Source organism: Nostoc sp. CENA543 (genome assembly GCF_002896875.1).
GTDB lineage: Bacteria > Cyanobacteriota > Cyanobacteriia > Cyanobacteriales > Nostocaceae > Trichormus.
Genome location: NZ_CP023278.1, coordinates 2,871,984 through 2,893,724 on the forward strand (window position 1 = coordinate 2,871,984; position 21,741 = coordinate 2,893,724).

Consider the following 21,741-nt stretch of genomic DNA (forward strand, 5'->3'; position numbering starts at 1 on the left):
CAGTAAAATGAGAGACATTGTTTTACCGATGCAATATTATTGGTAACAAATTCTACATTTTATTCCCAGGTTAGCTGCCTATAACAACGGCTAGATGATCTGTATATACCGCCAACGGCCAAAAGTCCCATGTCACAGTCAATACCTCCTACTTGTGCCAATTTGGCCATCGCCCTATTAACTCACTATAGTTTTGACCTCAGTGGCCACAGTGCAGGTGAGTTAGTTCATCGTTGGCAAAAACAATACCCGCCAGATTGGTTACATTTAGCAGTGATTGAAGCCCTTTATCAAGGACGCTATAAGGGAATTTCTGTACAGCAAATTTTGGCATTTTGGCTGCGTCGGGGTCAGGCTATTTATCACTTCAATATGGAATTTGAACGCCTAATTTGTAGTCAATTTCCCCTTAGTCTGACAGCGACGACTACCAACACCTTAAATTTTCAGCAGCCACCAACATCATCTAATCATTTTCTGCCGCCTGCGGTCACTTCAGCCCTACCAGAAGAAAATGACAACGGTATTCACTCAATGAATGGCAAAGCCACAGAAACAGTAAAATCAGCAGAGATTCCCACCCCACCCAAACAATTAGCAGCATCTAGTTTAGGTGTGGTGACAGAGGATATTGAACAGAAGTCAAACCTTGTAGAAATTAACAGTCAACAAAGTAAAAATCTCACTATCGCTTTGAATCATCCCCCCATTGGACAGTTTACTCCCATTAAAAGCGATCGCTCTGAATCATTTACCTCTAAACTCAAAGCTATCTCCGGCGAACAATTATCTAGTGCTTAGTCAATCAGGGATTTGACTTGATGGTAGGGACTGGGGATTGGGGACTGGGAGTAGAGGTTTATTGTTTTCAGAAATCAAATATGATTCCTATATAACGCCTGATGTGAATTAGGAAAACCTTCTATATCCCAAAAATAGCCGATGCTGGGAGCTAATGAGACTCGGTAGGGGCGGGTTAATCAAATATCATGAACAATTAACGATGATCTCGGTGAACCCGCCCCTACAAATATCTACGGAATTACCCGATTTTAATTCACATTAGACGTAATATATGTAATTTCTATAGTTCCCTCTCCTTGTTCAAGGATATTAATTTCTAACGTCGGTGAGATGTTCACTTTAGAAGCCTCAATTAACTTAGTGAACATCGTGAGCAAATTGCAGATCAGACATGAGAGAACAACTGAATATCAATGGTGTTAGTGTATTTAATGACTTATTATCTTTGATGAGTCAACTTCAGCAACAGCTAGAAACGCGGTTTATCTTACATCCAGACTCTAGCACCAAAGATTTACAAACATACAGCAGTCTAGATGGCAATATCACCGGTTCGCTTCAGGCTTATACTGGTGACGGTATTGATTGGCTGACTCATTCTTGGCTAGGAAATGCACAAAAATCATTTGCAGTTATGCGTTTAACTGTGTGGTTGAATGCCTCTAGTCTAGTTCCCCATTTAACTTTTGAGTTTGGCTTAATTCCGCAAGTTTTTCTTTATATAGATTATATTCCTCGGATGGAATTATTAACAAATTTAGACTACTTACAAAAATATTATCAACCAGTTAATTCCACATTTTTACAATTGCAAGATGATTCTCGCTTTACTCTGTTTATCAGTAAAAGTGCTTATATGCGTGCATTTCAATCTCCTGGGAGTTTGTGTTACACCAGCGCATCGCCGGAAGTTTTAGAAGTGATTTGCACAGTGGCTAAAGATAGCTTAAATCGTTGGTTAACTTGGGTAGATACAGCCGAACCAACGCCAGAAAATGGGAGATTAGCCTTAGCTGAACGGGATTTATTTATTCGTCGTAGTTGTATAGAAAATGACCCCGACAACGAGATTGCGGTGAAGATGTTTGGTAAAGAATTAACAGAGAAACTGGTGCGATCGCTCTGTGGTAGCAAATAATAAACTCACAATGGAAAACTCCTACTTTTATGACAGATTATACCCAACCATTAGAAACATTTCGGGCTTTAGCACTGCAAATTACTTGTCACGCAGTCAATCAAGCACGCGATCGCCAAGAAGCCGGTATACTAATGCAGCAAGCGATCGCGCGTTTAACTCAACAAATCGCTGCCAGTGTTGCCTTTATTGGTGGTGATTGTCGGTTAATTGTTTTACCAGAATATTTCCTCACAGGGTTTCCAATGGGGGAATCTATGGAAGTTTGGGCAAATAAAGCTTGTTTAGAAATTAACGGTGCTGAGTATGAAGCTCTCAGTAATATTGCCCAAAAATATAGTATATTTTTAGCTGGTAACGCCTACGAACTTGACCCCAACTTTCCCACGTTGTATTTTCAAACCAGCTTTGTGATTGATCCTAGTGGTACAGTTGTGTTGCGTTATCGGCGGTTAAACTCTATGTTTGCCCCTACACCCCATGATGTGTGGGATAAATACCTCGATTGTTATGGTTTAGATGGGGTTTTCCCCGTAGCGAAAACTGCCATTGGTAACTTAGCGGCTTTAGCTTCAGAGGAAATTTTATATCCAGAAGTCGCGCGGTGTTTAGCCATGCGGGGCGCAGAAATTTTTCTACACTCCACCTCAGAAATTTATAATAAACATCTCACTCCCAAAGACGCAGCTAAAATCACCCGTGCTGTAGAAAATATGGCTTACGTCATTTCCGCCAACACAGCCGGATTAGCTAATAGCCCCATTCCCATTGGTTCAGTAGACGGAGGCTCAAAAATTATCGATCATCGGGGTTTAGTTTTAGCCGAAACAGGCGCAGGCGAAAGCATGGCCGCCTTTGCAGAGATAGATTTAGCAGCATTAAGACGCGATCGCCGTCGTCCAGGGTTAAATAATTTACTAGCGCGTCAGCGATTTGAACTATACGCCCAAAGTTATAGTCAATCAAACTTTTACCCAGCCAACACCATGCTAAATCAATCAATAGACCGCAAACATTTTATCCAAACTCAACAACAAACCATCGAACGCCTCAGCGATTTAGGGATAGTTTAGGGGTGAGTGCTGTTAGCGGAAGCGGGGCGTTTAGCCCGTGCTGAGTGCTGAGTGATGAGTAATAAGTAATAAGTAATAAGTAATGACTGTTGACTAATGACTAATGACTAATGACTAATGACTAATGACTAATGACTAACACCATAGAAGTACGTAACCCCCGCACAGGAAAATTTGACTATGTGATTATTCCACCGCCGCCTCGGTTGTTAGCACAGCAGTGTAATCGGGCGCGACGGGCGCAAACTCAATGGTATCAGTTGGGTTTAGAAGGAAGAATCGCTGCTTTACGGGAATGGAAGGAAGCAATATTAGCTACACGCCAATCATTAACAGATGCTTTGGTAAATGATACCGGCAGATTATCTATATCTATATTAGAAATTGATTCCTTTTTAAGCAGCATTGACCGGTGGTGTGATTTAGCCCCAGATTTACTGCAAGAATCAGCTAAAAATACCAGTATTCCTTTCATCGCTTTGCAACAAACCTCTGTACCTTACCCCCTCGTGGGAGTAATTAGTCCGTGGAATTTTCCCTTGTTGCTGTCGATGATTGATGCCATTCCGGCGTTGTTGGCGGGTTGTGCGGTAGTTGTCAAACCGAGTGAAATTGCACCGCGTTTTGTCGCGCCTTTATTGACATCTTTAAATAATGTCGCCCATTTACGGGATGTTTTAATTTTTATTGAAGGCGCAGGCGAAACTGGAGCTGCTTTAATTGATTATGTGGATTTAATTTGTTTTACAGGTAGTGTCAACACAGGACGCAGAGTTGCAGAAGCCGCAGCTAGACGTTTTATTCCTGCTTTTTTAGAATTGGGTGGCAAAGATCCGGCGATCGTTTTAGCATCAGCAAATATAGATTTAGCTACCTCTGCGATTTTGTGGGGTGCAGTGGTAAATACTGGCCAGTCTTGTTTATCTATCGAACGCGTTTATGTAGCTGAATCAATCTTTGAAGAGTTTTATCATCAGCTAATCGCTAAAGCTTATAGCCTGCAATTAGCCTATCCCGATATTGAAAATGGACAAATTGGCCCGATTATTGCGGAAAAACAAGCTGCAATCATTAGTGATCATTTAGCTGATGCAGTAGAAAAAGGTGCAATTATTCATTGCGGGGGTAAAGTTGAAGAATTAGGGGGTGGTTGGTGGTGTCGTCCTACGGTATTAACTCAAGTCAATCATGCCATGAAAGTGATGACTGAAGAAACTTTCGGCCCCATTATGCCCGTAATGCCGTTTTCTAATGTGGAAGAAGCTGTATTTTTAGCTAACGATTCTATTTATGGATTGAGTGCAGCTGTGTTTGCTGGTTCAGAAGCGGAAGCTTTAGCCGTGGGGCGGCAAATTAATGCTGGTGCTATTAGTATTAATGATGCGGCTTTAACTGCCATCATGCACGAAGGAGAGAAAAACGCTTTTAAATTCTCCGGTTTGGGTGGTTCACGCATGGGTGCAGCAGCGTTAAAGCGATTTATGCGAAAACAGGCGTTTTTAATTAAAACTAACTCTGCCCATGACCCTTGGTGGTTTAATCAGGAATAATGGGCTAGTGATGTATTAACAATGCAATGGCGGAATTTTTATTGCAAACTAATGTTTTCAAAATCTAGGCGATCGCTCATAAATGCTGCATACTGACCATAAAATAAGCTAAAACGCTAATTTTACATTCCCAATCCCCAATTCCCAATTTATCAGGAGTCGCATTATGTCTAACATTAGAGAAGAAATGCCTGTACTAGTCCGTCATGAAGGTGATTGGGTTGGTACTTATACTGTAGTTGATAACTCTGGAAACATTATTGACCATCATGAATCACATTTAACTTGTCAATTTCCAGATAATAGTCCTCATCCTTATTATCAAATCAATCGTTACACATGGGCTAGCGGAAAACATGAAGAACATCAATTTCCTGGGGCATATCATGACAAAGCCCTTTGGTTTGATACAGAACGAGTAGAAGGTAAAGCTTGGGAAATAGACGACTCAACTATAATTTTGCAATTTTCTTACAAAACTGTTCCAGATATATCTTTATCAGAAATGATTTATATTAGTCCAGATAACAACCACCGCGCCCGCACTTGGCATTGGTTTAAAAATCATCAAATATATCAACGTACCCTCATTAAAGAACAAAGACTAAAGTAAAAATATATAATTTTAAAAAGTTTGTAGTAAAGACTTTAGTCTTTACTACAAACTTTTTTATTACTAAAAATAAAAATTGTTGTATAATTGCAAATTGCGAATTAATAAGGTAAACGCATGGCAAAAGGTGACAAAATAAACTTTTCTACTCCTAGTGGCTTTCCTGAGTTTCTGCCCAGCGAAAAACGCTTAGAATTATATTTACTAGATACTATCCGTAAAGTTTACGAAAGCTACGGATTTACGCCTATTGAAACTCCTGCTGTAGAAAGATTAGAAGTATTACAAGCTAAAGGTAATCAAGGCGACAATATTATTTACGGTATAGAACCAATATTACCACCCAATCGTCAAGCTGAAAAAGATAAATCAGGGGAAACAGGCTCAGAAGCTAGAGCATTAAAATTTGATCAAACTGTACCTTTAGCCGCTTATATTGCGCGTCACTTAAATGAATTGACTTTTCCCTTTGCACGTTATCAAATGGATGTAGTTTTCCGAGGCGAAAGGGCAAAGGATGGAAGATTTCGTCAATTTCGTCAGTGTGATATTGATGTAGTCGGGCGGAGTAGTTTGAGTTTATTATATGATGCTCAAATGCCTGCTATTATCACCGAAATATTTGAAGCTATTAATATTGGTGATTTTGTCATTCGCATTAATAACCGCAAAGTTTTAACAGGTTTTTTTCAATCTTTAGGTATCTCAGAAACCCAAATTAAATCTTGTATCAGCATTATTGATAATCTAGAAAAAATTGGCGAAGTTAAAGTTAAACAAGAGTTAGAGAAAGAAGGCGTTAACTCTGAACAAACGCAAAAAATTATTGACTTTATTAAAATCGACGGTAATAGTGATGAAATTTTAAGTAAACTCAAACATCTCTCAGAAAATTTACCAGAATCAGCACAATTTAATTTAGGTGTCAGCGAATTAGAAACAGTAATTGCAGGGGTGCGGAATTTAGGGGTTCCTGACAAGAGATTTTGTATTGATTTGTCTATTGCCCGTGGATTAAATTACTATACCGGCACAGTTTACGAAACTACCTTAATTGGACATGAGGCTTTAGGTAGTATTTGTTCTGGCGGTAGATATGAAGAATTAGTGGGAATGTTTTTAGGCGAAAAAATGCCTGGTGTGGGAATTTCCATTGGCTTGACACGTTTAATTAGTCGTTTACTAAAAGCGGGAATTCTGAACACCTTACCAGCAACGCCAGCGCAAGTAGTGGTAGTTAATATGCAAGAAGATTTAATGCCAACTTACTTGCAAGTTTCCCAACAGTTACGTCAAGCTGGAATTAATGTAGTGACTAATTTTGATAAACGTCCTTTAGGTAAACAATTTCAATCCGCAGATAAACAAGGAATTCGCTTTTGTATAATTATTGGTGCTGATGAAGCCGCAGCCCAAAAGTCATCACTTAAAGATTTACAAACAGGTGAGCAAATAGAAGTTGCTTTAGCTGATTTAGCTACAGAAGTAAAACGCAGACTGCAATAATTGCATTAATTTTAGTAACAGGGGATATTTTTCCCCGACATTTAACAATTACAATCCATTTAAGTAAAACGGTGTAAATAATTAAAGGTTTGTAGTAAGGACTTTAGTCCTCTCATAAGAGCTGATTCGTAAAGAAAATCTTAAGGAGACTCAACTAATTACTATGTCTAAGTTTCAACGAATAAGTGCTGTATTAACTCAAATTCATGAAATCCTTACAAGGTAAGTATTTTACTTTAGTTTACAAATTAGCTCTAAGGACTAAAGTCCTTACTACGAACTAAATGCAATTTTTTACATTACTTTACATAGTTTGATTTTTGCAAGTCGTTCTACTTAATATAAACTATATAAGTTTATGAGTAAAAATCGCCAAGTTATTATCCCTCAAGGCATGGAAATTTTATATGAAAAATTTCATTATTGTCCTGGGGTTAAAGTAGGCAATACACTATATATTTCAGGTCAGGTGGGACGCGATGAAAATTTACAGGTAGTAGAGGAAGTAGAAGCGCAATTTGTCCAAACTTTTGAAAATGTGAAAAAGGTACTAACAGCCGCAGGTGCAACCTTTGACGATGTGGTAGAAATGATTACCTATCATGTGACAGGGGCAAATCTTAGTAATTCCCAATTTACACCTGCTGATGCAGCACAACAGCAGTTTACTATCCCCCATCTGCCGTTATTTATGAAAGTAAAAGACCGCTATTTTACGAATAATTTTCCAACCTGGACGGGGTTTGGTATTACTGCTTTATCTACGCCAGGACTAATTGTAGAAATTAAATGTACAGCAGTCCTAGATAATTGAAAACTTTAACTATTCTGTACTATTTAAAAAATCCGTGACTACCTGAGATACTGCTTCAGGTATTTGGTTCATCATGCAAATTGTGCCTTGTTCAAATTCTACAACTTGGCCATGAGGAATTGCTTGAGATAGAAAATAGCGGTCATTAAATTTGGCTAAACTCAGTCTTTCAAATTCTTTCATGTCATCAAGTCCCCAAATGATGAGAGTGGGACATTTAATAGCACGAAATCTTTCTGGTGCTTCTAGACAGTAATTACCTACAGCCCAAACCGCATATAAAGGATGACCAAAACATTTTAAATCATCTAAAACCCAACGATGATTTAATTCTGCCGAGCCTACATATCGGGAACGGGCTAACCATCTTTCCATGAGATGAGAACCATCTTCTTTAATTTTAAAACCATCCTCAAATCTTTTGAATAATTCTGCTTGTCCTCCCTCCCCAAAACCGGCTACGTTTCCTAATATGAGTTTATCAACGCGATCGCTATATGCTGCGGCTATTTCTCCCGCCACAAAAGCACCGGTATGATTACCAAAAATACTTGTTTTTTCTATGCCTAATTCATCTAAAAGTGCGATCGCGGTTTTTGCATAGTCACCGATAGTATACATTCTCGGCGGTTTATCAGAATCACCAAACCCCATCAAATCCATTGCAATGACTCGTCTATGTGCCGCCAAAATTGGCATAAGTTCGCGATATTCGTCACTACTGCGGGGGTTCATGTGCAGCAACAGCAACGCCTCACCCTCACCGCCAGTGCGGTAGAGAATTTGTCCATCTTCTGTATCTAAAAAAGCGCGTTTAATTTTATTGGGCATAATGTTTTAGCGATTATATTTGTTTGTGATTCAAGGCAACAAGAAACAGAAAACCTTTCCTAGAACTGTAGAGACGTTGTATGCAACGTCTCTACATATTCCCCCTTCCCTACAAGGGAAGGGGGTTAGGGGGTTAGGTTTCCCCCCATGCACTCCACATTTCTAGTTAGCAACCGCCTGTAGTTTTTCTTTAACAACAGTTCGCGGCTGCATTTTCAAAATTTCCCGTGCTTGCGCTGGTGTGGCGACTTCTCGGCCTAATGTATGCGCCATGTTAGCAACTTTCTCTACCAAATTGCCATTGTGGGGTTTGCCAAAACGCAAATAAGGATAGTCTCCTAAACCAATACCAACATGACCACCCATTGTAATTGCCCAAGCTGCTAAAGGCATGACATCCCCATTCCAACACATCACTAACCATTGATCATCTTTGGGGATAGAATCTACTACTGCTTGTAAATTCGGTAATGTGGGCAAAATTCCACTAGGGGTAATTTCTCCAGTAAAAACAAACTCCCAAAAAGTATTTTTAGGAAGCAGTCCCATTTCTTGGAAACATCTTGCTGTCCGAATTTGTCCTATATCCCAACAAATAGTACCGACAAAAATGTTATTTGCTTGCAGTATTTCTAATACTTCTTTGATATATGCGCGAGAACTAGTATGTACTTGATCGTAAGTGTCAAATTGTTTAGTTTGTGGATTCCAAAAATCTAAATTAAACGAGCCAAACTCTAAAGGAATCATATCAACTCCTAGTGCTGGATCGTTGTTGGCGGCTAAGATGTGTTGAATGCGATCGCTCACATTACTTTCTTTAGTCACATAATTCAAAGTAGGATTAACAATTAAATCCGTCTGCTCTCGAATTCCTTGAATAACTTCTAAATAAACGTCTACATCATTAATCCATCTGCCATCAATTGGATCTCGTCCATGCCAATGAAAAATTGCTGCCCCCGCTTCCCAAGCCCGAACCGCTTCTTGAATAATTTCCTTGGGAGTATACGGACAATGAGGATTTTGTTGACGGTAATCGGAATCGTTACTACGACATTCAATAATTAATGGTACTTGAGTATTCATAGTTGTTCTGTAATTTTGGTAGATGTGTGTAGTGTTATGTTTAGTCTAAAATAAAATTTTTTTCTACTCCTTTTGAGATATTTTCCTCAATCTCACCTAACCTCTTTTTAAATAACGTCCACTAGGTAAACCTAAAACCTGCCCATTGTGATAAATTAAATCACCTCGTAAAAATGTACTTTTTACTTTTCCGGTTAACTCCATGCCCGCAAAAGGTGTGTAACCTTGTTGTGATTCTGAATCAGCCGCATTCACTACAAAACTTTCATTGGGGTCTAACAAAACTAAATCAGCATCAAAACCAACAGCAATATCACCTTTTTGAGATAAACCAAACCTGCGTGATGGATTCCACGAGAGCAATTTAGCCATGTGATTGTAAGACATTCCCCGCTTACTACCTTCACTAAATACACCAGATAGTAAATATTCTGTACCACCAAAACCAGATTTAGCTAACCAAACATTATGGGGGTCTTTGGCATTTACTTTTTGTTCCGCCGCACAACAAGCATGATCACTAACTATCCAATCTACTTGATTGTTGATAACAGCTTGCCATAGATATTCCACATCAGCACGGGGACGAATGGGGGGGTTAACTTTTGCTAAAGTTCCGTTTGGCGTATCGACATCTAATAATAAATGTCCAACAGTAACTTCTCGTCGGAAATTAATATGAGGAAAAGCAGTTTGCATAGTTAAAGCTGCTTCCATTGCTTTACGAGAACTCAAATGCAATAAATTGATATTTGCACAGTTAGTTTCATGTGCCAAATAAGATGCAATACAAATTGCTAACCCTTCTGAATGGGGAGGACGCGCCGCACTGTAGGCGTGCAGTCCACTTAAAGTTAAATCATTTTCAACTATTTTGGTATAAGCATTGAGAATTTCTGCCACTTCGCAATGCAAACTTAAACTAATTGTTGCTTGTGCTTCTGGGTGACTTGCGCTTAACTTTGCCAACTCCCGCATGATAAATTCAAAGTGAGCAAAATCGTATCTTTCTGTTTTATTAATCATCAAAAATAAATTTTGTTGGTCAGAAAGACCGTGTAAACCATAGCCACCATAAAACATAAAAATTTTAAAGGAACTAATGCCATATTCCTCAAACAGCATTGGTATCTCATCAATATGCTGATTACTAAGAGGGGCGATATGGTAGCTATAATCAACAAAGAAATTTCCTTGAGATAATGCTAAAACTTCAGGAAAAAAATCTTGGTAGGAACCACCTTTATTTAGATAATACTTCCCTGTACGGATGTAATTGAGGCTAGTTGTTACACCTCCCATTGCGGCGGCTTTACTTTCTGTGACTGCATCTTGGTCAAGGGGTTGGTAAATACCGATGTGCATATGAGCATCTACAACCCCAGGAAAACCCAGGAGATTTTTGCCGTCAAATACCTCTTTGCCCTGGTCTGCGCTAATATGAGGAGCAATCTGGGCAAATTTTCCATCCTTGATCCCTATATCTAAGAGTGCGATCGCATTTTCTTGGGGACGCACAACCCGCACATTCTTGACAATTTTGTCTAATATAGGAGGTTCAGACATAGTAGACCTCACATTAACATGATGACAGCAAGCAAGTCGCTTTCACATCCTACAGGAACAATCGCTAAAATAGACAACTATGTAACAGTTGTTTATTGAACCGTCTTGATGACCCGGAAATAAAACATACAAACTCTTATATGTAGAAGTGCTAAGACTCCCCATTAAACTTATTCCTGGTAATTTAAATTGGGAATTTTTAATTGAAATTTAGGAGCAGAAAAAGGTGTCCAATTTTAACGAGTATCATCTCAATCCTGAAACTTTCCCCTTTCTCCAAAATTTGCAAGAAAATTGGCAAGTGATTCGAGAGGAATTTACTAATTTTATCAAGCAGGCATCGCCAGAAGAGTTAAAATTTACTTACGATGTTCTAGGCCCAAAAAGTAAAACTATTAAAACTAAAGGCAACTCTAAATATAGTGCCTTTGGAATTTTATTCCAAGGTTTATTAATTGAAGAATATATTCAATTTCATCAAATCCAATATCCCGAATATGAGACAGATGTAGCAGCAAAGAAGGCATTAGAACTCAGAGAAAAATATTTTCCAAATCTGGCTCAAATGATCACAGTGATAAACTTAGAAAATGATGATGTAGTTAGAAATGCCTATTTCGGCACATTTCACCCTGGTTTAGACATTAAGCTTCATGTTAACTATAACCCCCACATGAATCGGGGTTATTTAGGCTTAATTGTACCGCAGGGAGATGTGGCGATGAAAATATGTCATGAGCAACTTTATTGGCATGAAGGGGAATTTATGGTGTTAGATCATAGCTATCCCCATTGTCCACATAATTATACTGAATACGATAGAACTGTATTGGTTGTTGACTTTTTTAAAACAGATCAGCCAAGAGAAGAAGTAATGAGATTTGAGCAAGAACAAGTTACCGAAAGAATGCAAGATAATCCTTATAGTTTGGGTGTATTTGGTAAAAGCGATAAAGCCAACACCGAAGATTTTATCAAGTATGGTTTAGCGCATCAATTGGAGTGGGATAAGGCTTTATAGGGCATTGGGCATTGGGAATGGGGCATTGGGCATTGGAGACAAGGCAGACAAGGTAGACAAGGTAGCAAAAACTAATAACTAATGACTAATGACTAATGACTATTAACTAATGACTAACTACAAAAAATTAATAGCTAAACAACTCCATCAAGATTTTAAATCTGCTGTAGAAATTGTAGAAGTACCTCTGACTGCACCGGCAAATCATGAAATTTTAATTCGGAATAAATTTGCGGGAATTAATGCAGGGTTTGATACTTTACTTTGTCGGGGTGAAGTGAGTTATATAAAATTAACTCCACCTTTTGATTTGGGTGTGGAAGCGGTGGGGGAAGTGGTAGCTGTAGGTGCAGATGTTTCTGGTTTTCGGGTGAGTGATGCTGTTATCACGACTGTGCGCGGTGGTGGTTATCGAGAATATCAGGTGATAGATGCTAGTTTGGCTGTGAAAGTGCGGGAAGCAACGCCGGAAGTTCTCAACCTTGTACCGACGGGTGTATCAGCTTTGGTAGCTTTGGAACAGGTGGGGGAAATGCAAAGTGATGAGGTGGTTTTAGTAACGGCTGCGGCTGGTGGTACTGGCCATATTGCGGTACAGTTGGCGAAGTTGGCGGGAAATCATGTCATTGGGACTTGTAGTTCTGAGGCGAAGGAAAAATTATTACAGGAGTTAGGCTGCGATCGCATCATTAACTATCATAGAGAAAATCTCCAGCAAGTCCTCAAGCAAGAGTACCCCAAAGGGATTAACTTAATTTTTGAGTGTGTGGGTAAACAGGTGTTTGATACCTGCGTTGATAACTTAGCTATTCGGGGACGTTTGGTGAGTATTGGCTATATTTCGGAATATGGGAGAAGTATTGAACAGGTAACGCAAGCGCGTATTTATCACCAACTTTTTTGGAAAGCGGCTTCGGTGCGGGGTTTTCTGATGCCCCATTATCAAGAATATATCCCAGAAGCGCGCGATCGCCTTTTAAATTTGTTCTATACAGGTAAACTGCAAGTATCTGTTGACTCTACCCCGTTTCTTGGTTTAGAGTCCATTCCCACGGCGGTAGCATACCTGCTCAGTGGTCAAAATTGTGGCAAAGTAGTTGTCAGGTTTTAGAGTCTAGGAAAAACATGGTGCAGAATACAGAAAATACTTTAAAAGTTGCTCACCAAGCATTTGAACATTTTACCCAGGGTTTAGCGACGGGTGAATGGCAAGCATTTCTAGAAATGCTAACAGAGGATTTTACCTTTTGGTTTCCCATCGGTAAATTTCAAGGTTTAAATCAAGGAAAAGCAAAAGCCAAGGAATTTCTTGATTATGTTTCAACCTCCTTTCCGTCTGGCATCAAATTAGTGTCTTTAGATTGCATTACTAGCAATGAGACAACGGTAGTCTTTGAATTTCGCGATGAAGGAACTTTATTTGGACAGCCTTACAAAAATCGGGTAGCAGTATCCTTTGATGTGCGAGGAGACAAAATTTGCAGTTACCGAGAACACTTTGGTAGTGATGGCAAATCTTCATTAGTAAATACCAAATAAAGAACCAATGTTTTCTGCACTAACTTAATTATTTTGAGCTTTTAATCCCTGAATTTCTTTACATTTAGCTTCCGCCGCCTGATAAGCAGCTAAATATTCTTTACCTCCCAACATCACATCACCATAATATTCATATGGTGCATCACCATAAATAGGTAATGGGTCATCTTCTGGATAATCTTCTTTTGATTCTTCTATAATTTCCTTGAGTTGCTTCACACTGAGAGTATGAGCAGCAAAATACCACATTTCTTGTACATGATTATGCAAATGCGGTAAGTTAGGGTCAACAATTGTCTCCTCTATTTCAATCCAACCATGTTCTAGAGGTTTAGTTGGCTTCCCTTGACAAACTAAAAATCCTTGAACATATTTAGCACCCTGTGTAGCCAACGCAGCTTTATACGCATTATCAAAGGGTTTTCTAGCCTTACTTTTGATGCTTTCAGCAGTTTTTTTTGATAATTCTACATCCAATATTTTGTTCATTTATAGATGGGATGGAAATCAGTTACCCCCATATAATATCACTTTTACATGAGTTGAGATTAAATGTAGCCGACTCTAAATCTCTCTTTCATTTACCAAGCAATTACCCATCAATAATTGCCAGTTTAATACAAATTACTAATTACCTATCTAGATTTACTCTTTAATTTCTACACTAAACGCCTAGAAATGTTAAATCATGATACAACATTTCTGCCAAGATTCATGTTGGGTAAAGCGTAGCGCAAATCAACCTATATACTGGAAGATTCTGGCTTTGATACACCGCTACATCACAGGTAAAAAACTAAGTCAAGCTCTATATAGCATTCCCATTCCTATCTGATTTGTTATAACTTGCGGTGTCCAGAAACCCTACTTCTCAAAGAAGTCGGGGATCTTGTGTCTCATGAATGATTTAGGATGGCTATATTTGTTATTTATTTTGATAAATAGAGCCAAAAATCTGATATTTAAATATTAGTAAGTTTTTTTTGCCCGCTATTGGGAAATCAGAGCAAGTACCAATTTTTTTCAAGCATTAAAGAGAAGATTCCGATCAAAGCTGATTGTCAAAACGAGTTAAAAATTGTGTAATTGAGCATTAATGACTGTGGTTTGTCAAGTCACTTAAGTAATAATTTAAAATCCCACTATTGGAGTATTTAATTTCTGCCTAATGACAGATTTTTTCAATCAAAATCTCTTTATAATGTCACAGTATTTTTCCAGATGAATAACCTTAATAATACTTAATATATGTGTATTTTTTTTCATCTTAAAGGTAAAACTCTTTCTTAGTTATGACTAGAAAAAATAAAAAAATCTCTTAAAGTTATTCAGTAATAGCACTGAATCACCCAGCAAATTCTTTTAAATACGAGACTTTCAAAATAAACAGTCTTGTATATTAGTATACTAACTACACACAAAAGTCGATTTTATAAAATTACTAAAAATTACTGTTATTTTTTAATTTAAAAAACACAACAATGTGAACAAGTCACATAAATTGAATCACAGAGTAAGACGATGAAAGCAGTTCTCGCATTAATCGAACAGAAGAAACAAGAATTCTCAAAGTTACCAATATGTGAATTCTTAAAAGACAAAAGTATTCCCCCAAGACAAAGATTAGCTTTTGCACCTTGTATTACTCCTTTTGTAATGAATATTTGGGAAGTAAATAAATATTTCTTCCGAGAGGAACCAACAGATGATCCTATTCAAAAATTAATTAATGTTCATTCCTATGAAGATGACCATCATTTTCTTTGGTACTACGAAGATATGGAAAAATTGGGTTTTAATCAACCAATGACATATCTAGAAGTTTTGAAGTTTATCTGGGGGCCAGAAAATGACAAAGCTAGACGAGTCTGCTATAAACTCTCAGCCTATGCTTATCAAGTAGACCCTGTTTTAAAATTAGCAATCATCGAATGTAATGAAGCTACAGGAAATGTTGTCTTGTCGTTGACAGCAGAGGTTGCGCGGGAATTACAACAAATAACAGGAGAAAATTACCGCTATTTTGGTGAATATCATTTAGCAGTAGAAACCGGTCATGCTATGGGTACACCTGATGTAGAAAATCTCATTGAAAATATAGAAATATCGCCAGAAATGGAAGCAAAAGCCTGTCATTTAGTAGAACAAGTATTTGCAGACTTTACAGAAATGCTAAATGAATGGATGGTTTATATTAAAGCTCACAAGTTAGATCAAGTACCCGTGGGAGTGTAAGTAAAAATAATTCTCTAAGAAATCAGTCATGAAGAAAGAACATTTGACTTGTTTCTGATATATCCTGTTTTAATAAAATACCCGACTTCTTTATGAAGTCGGGTATTTTATTAAAACTATAGATTAAAATTGTTGAAGAGGTATATCTATAATAAATTCCGTTCCCTCTCCAGGAGTAGAATTACAGATTAGTTTACCCTTATGTTTTTCTACAACTATTTGATAACTCACAGATAGACCTAAACCTGTACCGCTACCGATTGGTTTAGTGGTAAAAAAGGGATCAAATATTTTTGCTTGTATTGTTTCTGGGATTCCACAACCATTATCACTAATGCTAATTCTGACTATCTGAGATTTTGTCAACTCAGTTCTAATGCAAATTTGAGGCTTAGTTAATAATTCTGCATTTTGGGATTTTGAGTTTTCTATAGCGTCAACGGCGTTAGTCAAGATGTTTAAGAATACTTGATTGATTTGACTAGCATAACAAGTAACCAGAGGTAATTTTCCATACTCTTTAATAATTAAAATTTTTGGTTCTATTTGTTCACTATTTTGTTGATTTTCACTGCTATTTTTATAGATCCTATGTTGTAAAATCAATAATGTATTATCAATACCTTCATGAATATCAACTGGTTTCATGTCTGCTTCATCTAAGCGAGAGAAATTCCGTAAACTTAACACAATATCTCGGATTCGCAGACTTCCCACCTTCATCGAATTGAGGATTCTTGGTAAATCTTCACCTATAAAATCTAAATCAATTTCTTCGCACTTTTCTAAAATGTTAGGTGAGTCTTCAGGATACTCTTGTTTATATATGTTAATTAAGTCTAGTAAGTTTTCAATGTACTCAGTTGTATGTATAAGGTTAGCATGAATGAAATTGATAGGATTATTAATTTCGTGAGCAATTCCAGCTACCATTTGCCCTAATGAGGACATTTTTTCACTTTGAATTAATTGAGATTGGGTCAACTTTAACTGTTGCAGAGCTGCTTGTAAACTCTGATTTTTATTGTGTAGTTCTGTAGTTCTAGCTGCAACTTTTGCTTCTAAATTGTGATTATATTCCTCTAAACTTTCTTTAGCTTCTGCTAGGTTTTTATATAGCATCGCATTCTCTAAGGAAATTCCTGCTTGAGTAATCAGCAGTTTAATTACTTCCAGGCGATCGCGTGTAAATGCAGATGTAATGAGATTATTTTCTAAATATACAATTCCCAGCAATTTACTTTGATTCACCATCGGAATACAGAGAATGCTCTTAGGTTTTTTATTAGTAATATAAATATCTGTAGTCAAGGAAGTGTGATGAGAAGTATCATCAATTACTAATATTTCTTGAGTCCGTTTGACATAATTAATGATAGTAATAGGTATATCTTCGCTAGATTCTAAGGGTGTAGATAGAAATTCCGTGTGAGTAGCTGCAAACGTCGAATTAAGACTAATAGCCGTCACATTTAAGGATGAGTTTTTCTCGTCATGTAAAATCAAGACACACTTGGATGCTCCTGCATTTTCCATGACTAACTCAATTAGTTTAGAAAGCAGTTCTTGTAGTTCAATTTCTCCAGAGATAGTCTGATAAGCTTTAATAACTGCCGCTAAATCCAGCATATCAGAAATGCTAGTGCTGTGGGAGCTAATGACAGTGTCATTGCTTGTCAAAGTTGAAGTTTCAGCAGAATTATCTAAATTGATGTCTGAATAAAAGTGGCTTTTTGGGATTAATGTATCTTGTTGGATAAAACTAGCTAAAATTTCGGGGTATTGTGCTTGTAAATGCCGCAGTTTTGTTGCTGCACCCCAACGCAAATAACCATAGTAAGCATCAATAAGATAAGATTGGGCAAACTTTTGCTTACCCCATTGTAAATAAAATTTAGCCGCTAGTTCATTAGCTAATGCTGACTCATGAATATATTCATGTTCCTGTGCTAAAGCTATGGCACGATCATAGAGTTCTATCGCATCTAAATGCTGTCTATTAATTCGCTTTAACTCTGCTTCCACTAAATAATATTTATGTAAAAAATTCATAGGAGCATTGTCTGCCCATTGTTGCATTTTTTGTTGATTTGCTGCTACTAGTTTTAAAATTTCCTCTTGTTCTTCTGGATTTTTATCGGGATATATTGCTAAAGCCGATAAAGAGCTATAGAAATAGAAAATAGTGACTACAAATTTAGCAGGGACAGTATCTAAATATTGTTCTGCATAGGTGGCATTTGCCCAAGCCTGTGTATAATCTGCAAATAAGTAACATAAAAATAATTTTTCTACATGGAAATATAAAATAGCCAGTTGATTACCAGCCTGTTTGATCACAGGTAACATACTTTCTTCATCATAAGCTTCATCTTTGAGACTACAGGGATCTTCCGAACACAATAGATTTAATACTGTCTGCCAATTAGTTGCGTGTAATTGTAGGGGAATTTCTTGATTTAATTGTGTAATTTTTAAATGATAGCTCCGCATTTGTTTTTCTAGTTCTACAAGATGTTTACCTAGAAATAAAGAATGCTCAGAGTGCATATATAAAGCGTAGGCAGCTTGCTCTAAATCTCCTGTTTCTAAACCTACTGAATAGGCATTAATAAAGGGATTTAATGTTTGTTGGAGATGCTCTTGCCAATGTATTGTGAAGTTATTGACAACAAAAATTCCCATAGACATTAATTCTCTAGGGTTAAATTTAGCCAGTAAATTTAGTCCTAGCTGACCTAGTTGATAACAGGAATGAAAATCACCTAATAAATTCCAGCGAATAACTGCATAAACTACATAAGCTACCGATGATATACCACAATTGCCGTAGCTGAAAGATAAATTAACTTGTTTGAGAGCTATCAGAGAAAAGAGTAAGGGATTGCTAGCATAGGCAATTGGTAAAAGCCTCCCGAAAATTCTCATAATTGCTAATTTATCTGTATCTACTAGTTCGGGTAATGCAACAAAATCCTCAATTTTTTTATCTCCGAAAGCTAACTGCAATTTTTGTAACTCTATGGCAATATCTTGCTGTTGTGGCTGTTCTGGGAAAGGGATGCCTAATAGATTTAAGACTTTAAGTCCTGTGTTAATAGCATCAAAACTACGGCCTTGTGCTTTGTAGGATTCTATTGTAATTTCATACACTTTGAGTTGATCTACTAGAGTTTTAGCTTTCACTAAAACTGTTTCTATGAGCTTTTCCATTTGCTCAAAATTGCCACTCAAATATTTAGCTTCTGCGGTGGTTTCATGTAAGGCTAAAGCCAGTTCATATTGAGTATCCCAGCAGTCAGGCTGTAAAAGTTGCAGACCAGTGGTGAGATATTTCAGTGCGGCTGAGTAAGCTGTTGATGCTAAAGCTTTACGTCCAGCCGTTAAATTCATAGTGGCTAATTTATGACGATGTTCTGAATGGGTAATTAAATCTACTGCAATATTAAATTGGTTAACTAATGCAAAGATGTTTTCTTCTGTTGCTGACATTGAACTATTCCTGAGTAGGATTAGACCAATTTCTAAATGTAGATTTTTGCGTTCAGCTTCAGAAATGAGAGAGTAAGTAGCTTGCTGTATGCGGTCGTGGACGAATTTATATTGAGTTGGCTGATAGTTATTATTTTCTTGGTCGCTGGTTGTAATATCATCAATATCTATATTAGTAAAGTTTTCACTCAGCAGGAAATTATAGCAACTACCTTGAGCTAAGATCAACCCTTCCATTAATGCTATCCACAAATCGGATACTGTTTTTGATGTAGATTTATTGTAGGCGATCGCTAAAGTTTGTATATCAAATTCATTGCCAATACAAGCAGCAATTTTTAAGACTTCTTGAGTTGTTTCGGGTAATTTTTGAATTTGCTCTGCCATGAACTCTACCACATCATCAGTAAGAGTCAATTCTTGAATTTTGCTAATTTCATATTCCCAGCAACCTGCACTAGTATTTAAAATAATTAAACCTTGGTCATAAAGAGATTTCAAAAATTTATTAATGAAAAATGGATTACCTTTAGTCTTAGTAAATAGGACTTGAGTTAAAGGCGTAGCTGCTTCTTTACTGCAATGCAGCGTTTCTAAAACTAATTGATTTAAATCATCTTGTGTTAAAGGCAGCAAATTTACATTATTGATATTGACATGAGCTTCATTAATTTTTTGAATAGTCAAATATAAAGGATGAGTTGCTGATATTTCGTTTTCTCTATATGCCCCAATTAGTAATAAACCATGCTCAGGCTGATTATCTTGCGCCGTCATGACTTTTAAATCATCAGCAGTTTGCTGACTCATCAAGACTTGAATAAAGTTTAATGATGCTGCATCTGCCCATTGCAAGTCATCAAGAAAAATTACTAGGGGATGTTCTTTATTACTAAAAACATGAATAAATTTTTGTAATAATATGTTAAAGCGTTTTTGATCAGCAGTCCCCGGAAGTTTAGCCACAGGAGGTTGTTTGCCAATGATTTTCTCTAATTCAGGAATCACCTCAGTGATGACGTAAGCTTGGGTGTTTAATGTGCTGAGTATTTTAGTTTTCCATGATTGAATTTGTTCATCATTTTCTGAAAGTATTTGATTAATTAAATGTCTAAATGCCTGCACTAATGCTGATAAAGGTGTATCACGTTGAAATTGTTCAAATTTACCCTTGATAAAATAACTACGTCTCTCTACTATTGGCTTATGTACTTCATTTACTAGGGCTGTTTTACCAATACCAGAAAAACCGGATATTAAAAGTATTTCATGTTTACCACTTGTTACTTTTTCAAAAGTATTCAGTAAAATTTCTATTTCTTTTTGGCGACCATACAGTTTTTCAGGAATAATAAATTGTGTAGAAATATCTCGGCTGCCTAGTGTAAATGGAGTGATGTCTTGATGAGTTTGCCATTGGCTTTGGCAGATTTCTAAATCATGCTTTAATCCTTGGGAACTTTGGTAACGGTCTTCAGGATTTTTCGCCATTAGCTTATTGACAATATCAGATAAAATCACAGGTATGCTGGAGTTAATCTGGCTAACTCTTGGTGCTTCTTTTGCAATATGACAATAAACTAATTCCATTGGTTCGTTACTGTTGAAAGGTAACAACCCTGTCAATAATTCAAAGAAAGTTATTCCTAAAGAGTAAAAATCAGAACGATAATCAATACCTCGATTCATTCGTCCTGTTTGTTCTGGGGAAATATAAGCTAAAGTACCTTCTAAAACATTAGGATTGCTCAGACCTTGAATTTCTCTTGGTAAAATGCTAGCTAAACTAAAATCGATCAGTTTAACTTCATTGGTTGTGGGATTGATGAGGATGTTGGCTGGTTTAATATCTTTGTGAATAATGCGCTCAGAATGCAGTCCATCGAGAATAGTTGCAATGGCAATAGCAATATGAAAAAATTCATCTAGAGAAATTGGATTTTTTGGCGACTTTTGTTGTTTTTTTTGCCATTCTTTCAAGGATATACCCTGAAAGTCTTCCATCACTAAGACATAGCTATTATGATAATTTTCTAGGGATAGAGGTTTGACAATCCCAGTCAGCTGAAGATTTTTGGTTAAGGTATATTGATTCCGAAACTGAGCAATTTCATTAAAGGTAGGATATTCAGAGCGCATCAACTTCAGGATGACTGATTTTTGGTCTTGTTCTCTAATGGCGCGATAAACTAGACTTTTACTGCTGACGTAAATTTGCTCAGTGATGCGATAGCCAGCGATGGGATATTCTGTACCAGTTAATATAGACATTAGAGTTAATTTTATAAATTGATTGCTAATATCTATATTTCCCAATTGATCCGCCCCATTATCATGGCAAGAAGATTTACTCCCTGAGGGTGTTAGAAAAGTATTCGATTTTGATATTTAGTACACTTGAATTTCGCTTTTGATCTGGTTCTCAAATTTCTCCAGTACCCTATCCCATTCCCCATTCCCCATTCCCTAT

The 21,741-nt window shown here is 37.1% G+C and carries 16 protein-coding genes; 11 read left to right on the forward strand and 5 right to left on the reverse strand.

Features of this window, described 5'->3' with window-relative positions; translation table 11 throughout:
* Positions 1-129 precede the first annotated feature (129 nt).
* From CLI64_RS11835 to CLI64_RS11865, 7 genes are all read left to right on the forward strand, one after another.
* The gene (locus CLI64_RS11835) at positions 130-801 is read left to right on the forward strand and encodes a hypothetical protein (RefSeq protein WP_103137412.1); all 672 of its coding nucleotides are present in this window, start codon (positions 130-132) and stop codon (positions 799-801) included.
* Positions 802-1,195: 394 nt separating this feature from the next.
* On the forward strand, positions 1,196-1,942 hold the full coding sequence (locus tag CLI64_RS11840) for a red chlorophyll catabolite reductase (protein ID WP_103137413.1): 747 nt from the start codon (positions 1,196-1,198) through the stop codon (positions 1,940-1,942).
* Positions 1,943-1,971: 29 nt separating this feature from the next.
* The gene (locus CLI64_RS11845) at positions 1,972-3,015 is read left to right on the forward strand and encodes a nitrilase-related carbon-nitrogen hydrolase (protein ID WP_103137414.1); all 1,044 of its coding nucleotides are present in this window, start codon (positions 1,972-1,974) and stop codon (positions 3,013-3,015) included.
* Between the two features lie 131 nt (positions 3,016-3,146).
* Complete coding sequence (locus CLI64_RS11850) at positions 3,147-4,565, forward strand: aldehyde dehydrogenase family protein (protein ID WP_103137415.1); 1,419 nt, start codon at positions 3,147-3,149, stop codon at positions 4,563-4,565.
* 166 nt (positions 4,566-4,731) lie between these two features.
* Positions 4,732-5,178, forward strand: a complete 447-nt coding sequence (locus tag CLI64_RS11855; protein WP_103137416.1) for a DUF3598 family protein — start codon at positions 4,732-4,734, stop codon at positions 5,176-5,178.
* Positions 5,179-5,295: 117 nt separating this feature from the next.
* A complete protein-coding gene (hisS, locus tag CLI64_RS11860) occupies positions 5,296-6,684 on the forward strand; it encodes a histidine--tRNA ligase (protein WP_103137417.1) in 1,389 nt (462 codons plus the stop codon).
* A 358-nt stretch (positions 6,685-7,042) separates the two neighbouring features.
* On the forward strand, positions 7,043-7,498 hold the full coding sequence (locus CLI64_RS11865; protein WP_103137418.1) for a RidA family protein: 456 nt from the start codon (positions 7,043-7,045) through the stop codon (positions 7,496-7,498).
* A gap of 9 nt (positions 7,499-7,507) precedes the next feature.
* Here the strand turns inward: CLI64_RS11865 and CLI64_RS11870 are convergent, their stop codons facing one another.
* From CLI64_RS11870 to CLI64_RS11880, 3 genes are all read right to left on the reverse strand, one after another.
* On the reverse strand, positions 7,508-8,329 hold the full coding sequence (locus tag CLI64_RS11870; protein ID WP_103137419.1) for an alpha/beta fold hydrolase: 822 nt from the start codon (positions 8,327-8,329) through the stop codon (positions 7,508-7,510).
* A gap of 162 nt (positions 8,330-8,491) precedes the next feature.
* Positions 8,492-9,418, reverse strand: a complete 927-nt coding sequence (locus CLI64_RS11875; RefSeq protein ID WP_103137420.1) for a 3-keto-5-aminohexanoate cleavage protein — start codon at positions 9,416-9,418, stop codon at positions 8,492-8,494.
* 96 nt (positions 9,419-9,514) lie between these two features.
* Complete coding sequence (locus CLI64_RS11880; RefSeq protein WP_103137421.1) at positions 9,515-10,984, reverse strand: amidohydrolase family protein; 1,470 nt, start codon at positions 10,982-10,984, stop codon at positions 9,515-9,517.
* 226 nt (positions 10,985-11,210) lie between these two features.
* On the opposite strand from CLI64_RS11880, the gene CLI64_RS11885 reads away from it, so the two are divergent.
* The 3 genes from CLI64_RS11885 (at position 11,211) to CLI64_RS11895 (ending at position 13,544) form a co-directional block, all read left to right on the forward strand.
* Complete coding sequence (locus tag CLI64_RS11885) at positions 11,211-12,005, forward strand: aspartyl/asparaginyl beta-hydroxylase domain-containing protein (RefSeq protein ID WP_103137422.1); 795 nt, start codon at positions 11,211-11,213, stop codon at positions 12,003-12,005.
* 109 nt (positions 12,006-12,114) lie between these two features.
* Complete coding sequence (locus CLI64_RS11890) at positions 12,115-13,116, forward strand: zinc-binding dehydrogenase (RefSeq protein ID WP_103137423.1); 1,002 nt, start codon at positions 12,115-12,117, stop codon at positions 13,114-13,116.
* A 14-nt stretch (positions 13,117-13,130) separates the two neighbouring features.
* Positions 13,131-13,544 carry a nuclear transport factor 2 family protein gene (locus tag CLI64_RS11895; protein ID WP_103137424.1) on the forward strand — a complete coding sequence of 138 codons (414 nt, stop codon included), beginning with the start codon at positions 13,131-13,133 and terminating at the stop codon, positions 13,542-13,544.
* 24 nt (positions 13,545-13,568) lie between these two features.
* Here CLI64_RS11895 and CLI64_RS11900 read toward each other — a convergent pair whose 3' ends face one another.
* Positions 13,569-14,033: a hypothetical protein gene (locus tag CLI64_RS11900; RefSeq protein WP_103137425.1), complete on the reverse strand. Its 465-nt coding sequence runs from the start codon at positions 14,031-14,033 to the stop codon at positions 13,569-13,571.
* 1,032 nt (positions 14,034-15,065) lie between these two features.
* Here CLI64_RS11900 and CLI64_RS11905 point away from each other — a divergent pair.
* Positions 15,066-15,779, forward strand: coding sequence for a hypothetical protein (locus CLI64_RS11905; RefSeq protein WP_103137426.1), 714 nt, complete (start codon positions 15,066-15,068; stop codon positions 15,777-15,779).
* A 123-nt stretch (positions 15,780-15,902) separates the two neighbouring features.
* On the opposite strand, the gene CLI64_RS11910 is transcribed toward CLI64_RS11905, so the two are convergent.
* Positions 15,903-21,542 (reverse strand): ATP-binding sensor histidine kinase, encoded by a 5,640-nt coding sequence (locus CLI64_RS11910; protein WP_103137427.1) that lies wholly within the window; start codon positions 21,540-21,542, stop codon positions 15,903-15,905.
* Between the last annotated feature and the right edge of the window lie 199 nt (positions 21,543-21,741).

Excerpts from the sequence above, each read along its gene's own strand:
- CLI64_RS11835 (WP_103137412.1), top strand. The coding sequence starts at position 130 with ATGTCACAGTCAATACCTCCTACTTGTGCCAATTTGGCCATCGCCCTA.
- CLI64_RS11840 (WP_103137413.1), top strand. The coding sequence starts at position 1,196 with ATGAGAGAACAACTGAATATCAATGGTGTTAGTGTATTTAATGACTTA.
- CLI64_RS11845 (WP_103137414.1), top strand. The coding sequence starts at position 1,972 with ATGACAGATTATACCCAACCATTAGAAACATTTCGGGCTTTAGCACTG.
- CLI64_RS11850 (WP_103137415.1), top strand. The coding sequence starts at position 3,147 with ATGACTAACACCATAGAAGTACGTAACCCCCGCACAGGAAAATTTGAC.
- CLI64_RS11855 (WP_103137416.1), top strand. The coding sequence starts at position 4,732 with ATGTCTAACATTAGAGAAGAAATGCCTGTACTAGTCCGTCATGAAGGT.
- hisS (WP_103137417.1), top strand. The coding sequence starts at position 5,296 with ATGGCAAAAGGTGACAAAATAAACTTTTCTACTCCTAGTGGCTTTCCT.
- CLI64_RS11865 (WP_103137418.1), top strand. The coding sequence starts at position 7,043 with ATGAGTAAAAATCGCCAAGTTATTATCCCTCAAGGCATGGAAATTTTA.
- CLI64_RS11870 (WP_103137419.1), bottom strand. The coding sequence starts at position 8,329 with ATGCCCAATAAAATTAAACGCGCTTTTTTAGATACAGAAGATGGACAA.
- CLI64_RS11875 (WP_103137420.1), bottom strand. The coding sequence starts at position 9,418 with ATGAATACTCAAGTACCATTAATTATTGAATGTCGTAGTAACGATTCC.
- CLI64_RS11880 (WP_103137421.1), bottom strand. The coding sequence starts at position 10,984 with ATGTCTGAACCTCCTATATTAGACAAAATTGTCAAGAATGTGCGGGTT.
- CLI64_RS11890 (WP_103137423.1), top strand. The coding sequence starts at position 12,115 with ATGACTAACTACAAAAAATTAATAGCTAAACAACTCCATCAAGATTTT.
- CLI64_RS11895 (WP_103137424.1), top strand. The coding sequence starts at position 13,131 with ATGGTGCAGAATACAGAAAATACTTTAAAAGTTGCTCACCAAGCATTT.
- CLI64_RS11900 (WP_103137425.1), bottom strand. The coding sequence starts at position 14,033 with ATGAACAAAATATTGGATGTAGAATTATCAAAAAAAACTGCTGAAAGC.
- CLI64_RS11905 (WP_103137426.1), top strand. The coding sequence starts at position 15,066 with ATGAAAGCAGTTCTCGCATTAATCGAACAGAAGAAACAAGAATTCTCA.
- CLI64_RS11910 (WP_103137427.1), bottom strand. The coding sequence starts at position 21,542 with ATGTCTATATTAACTGGTACAGAATATCCCATCGCTGGCTATCGCATC.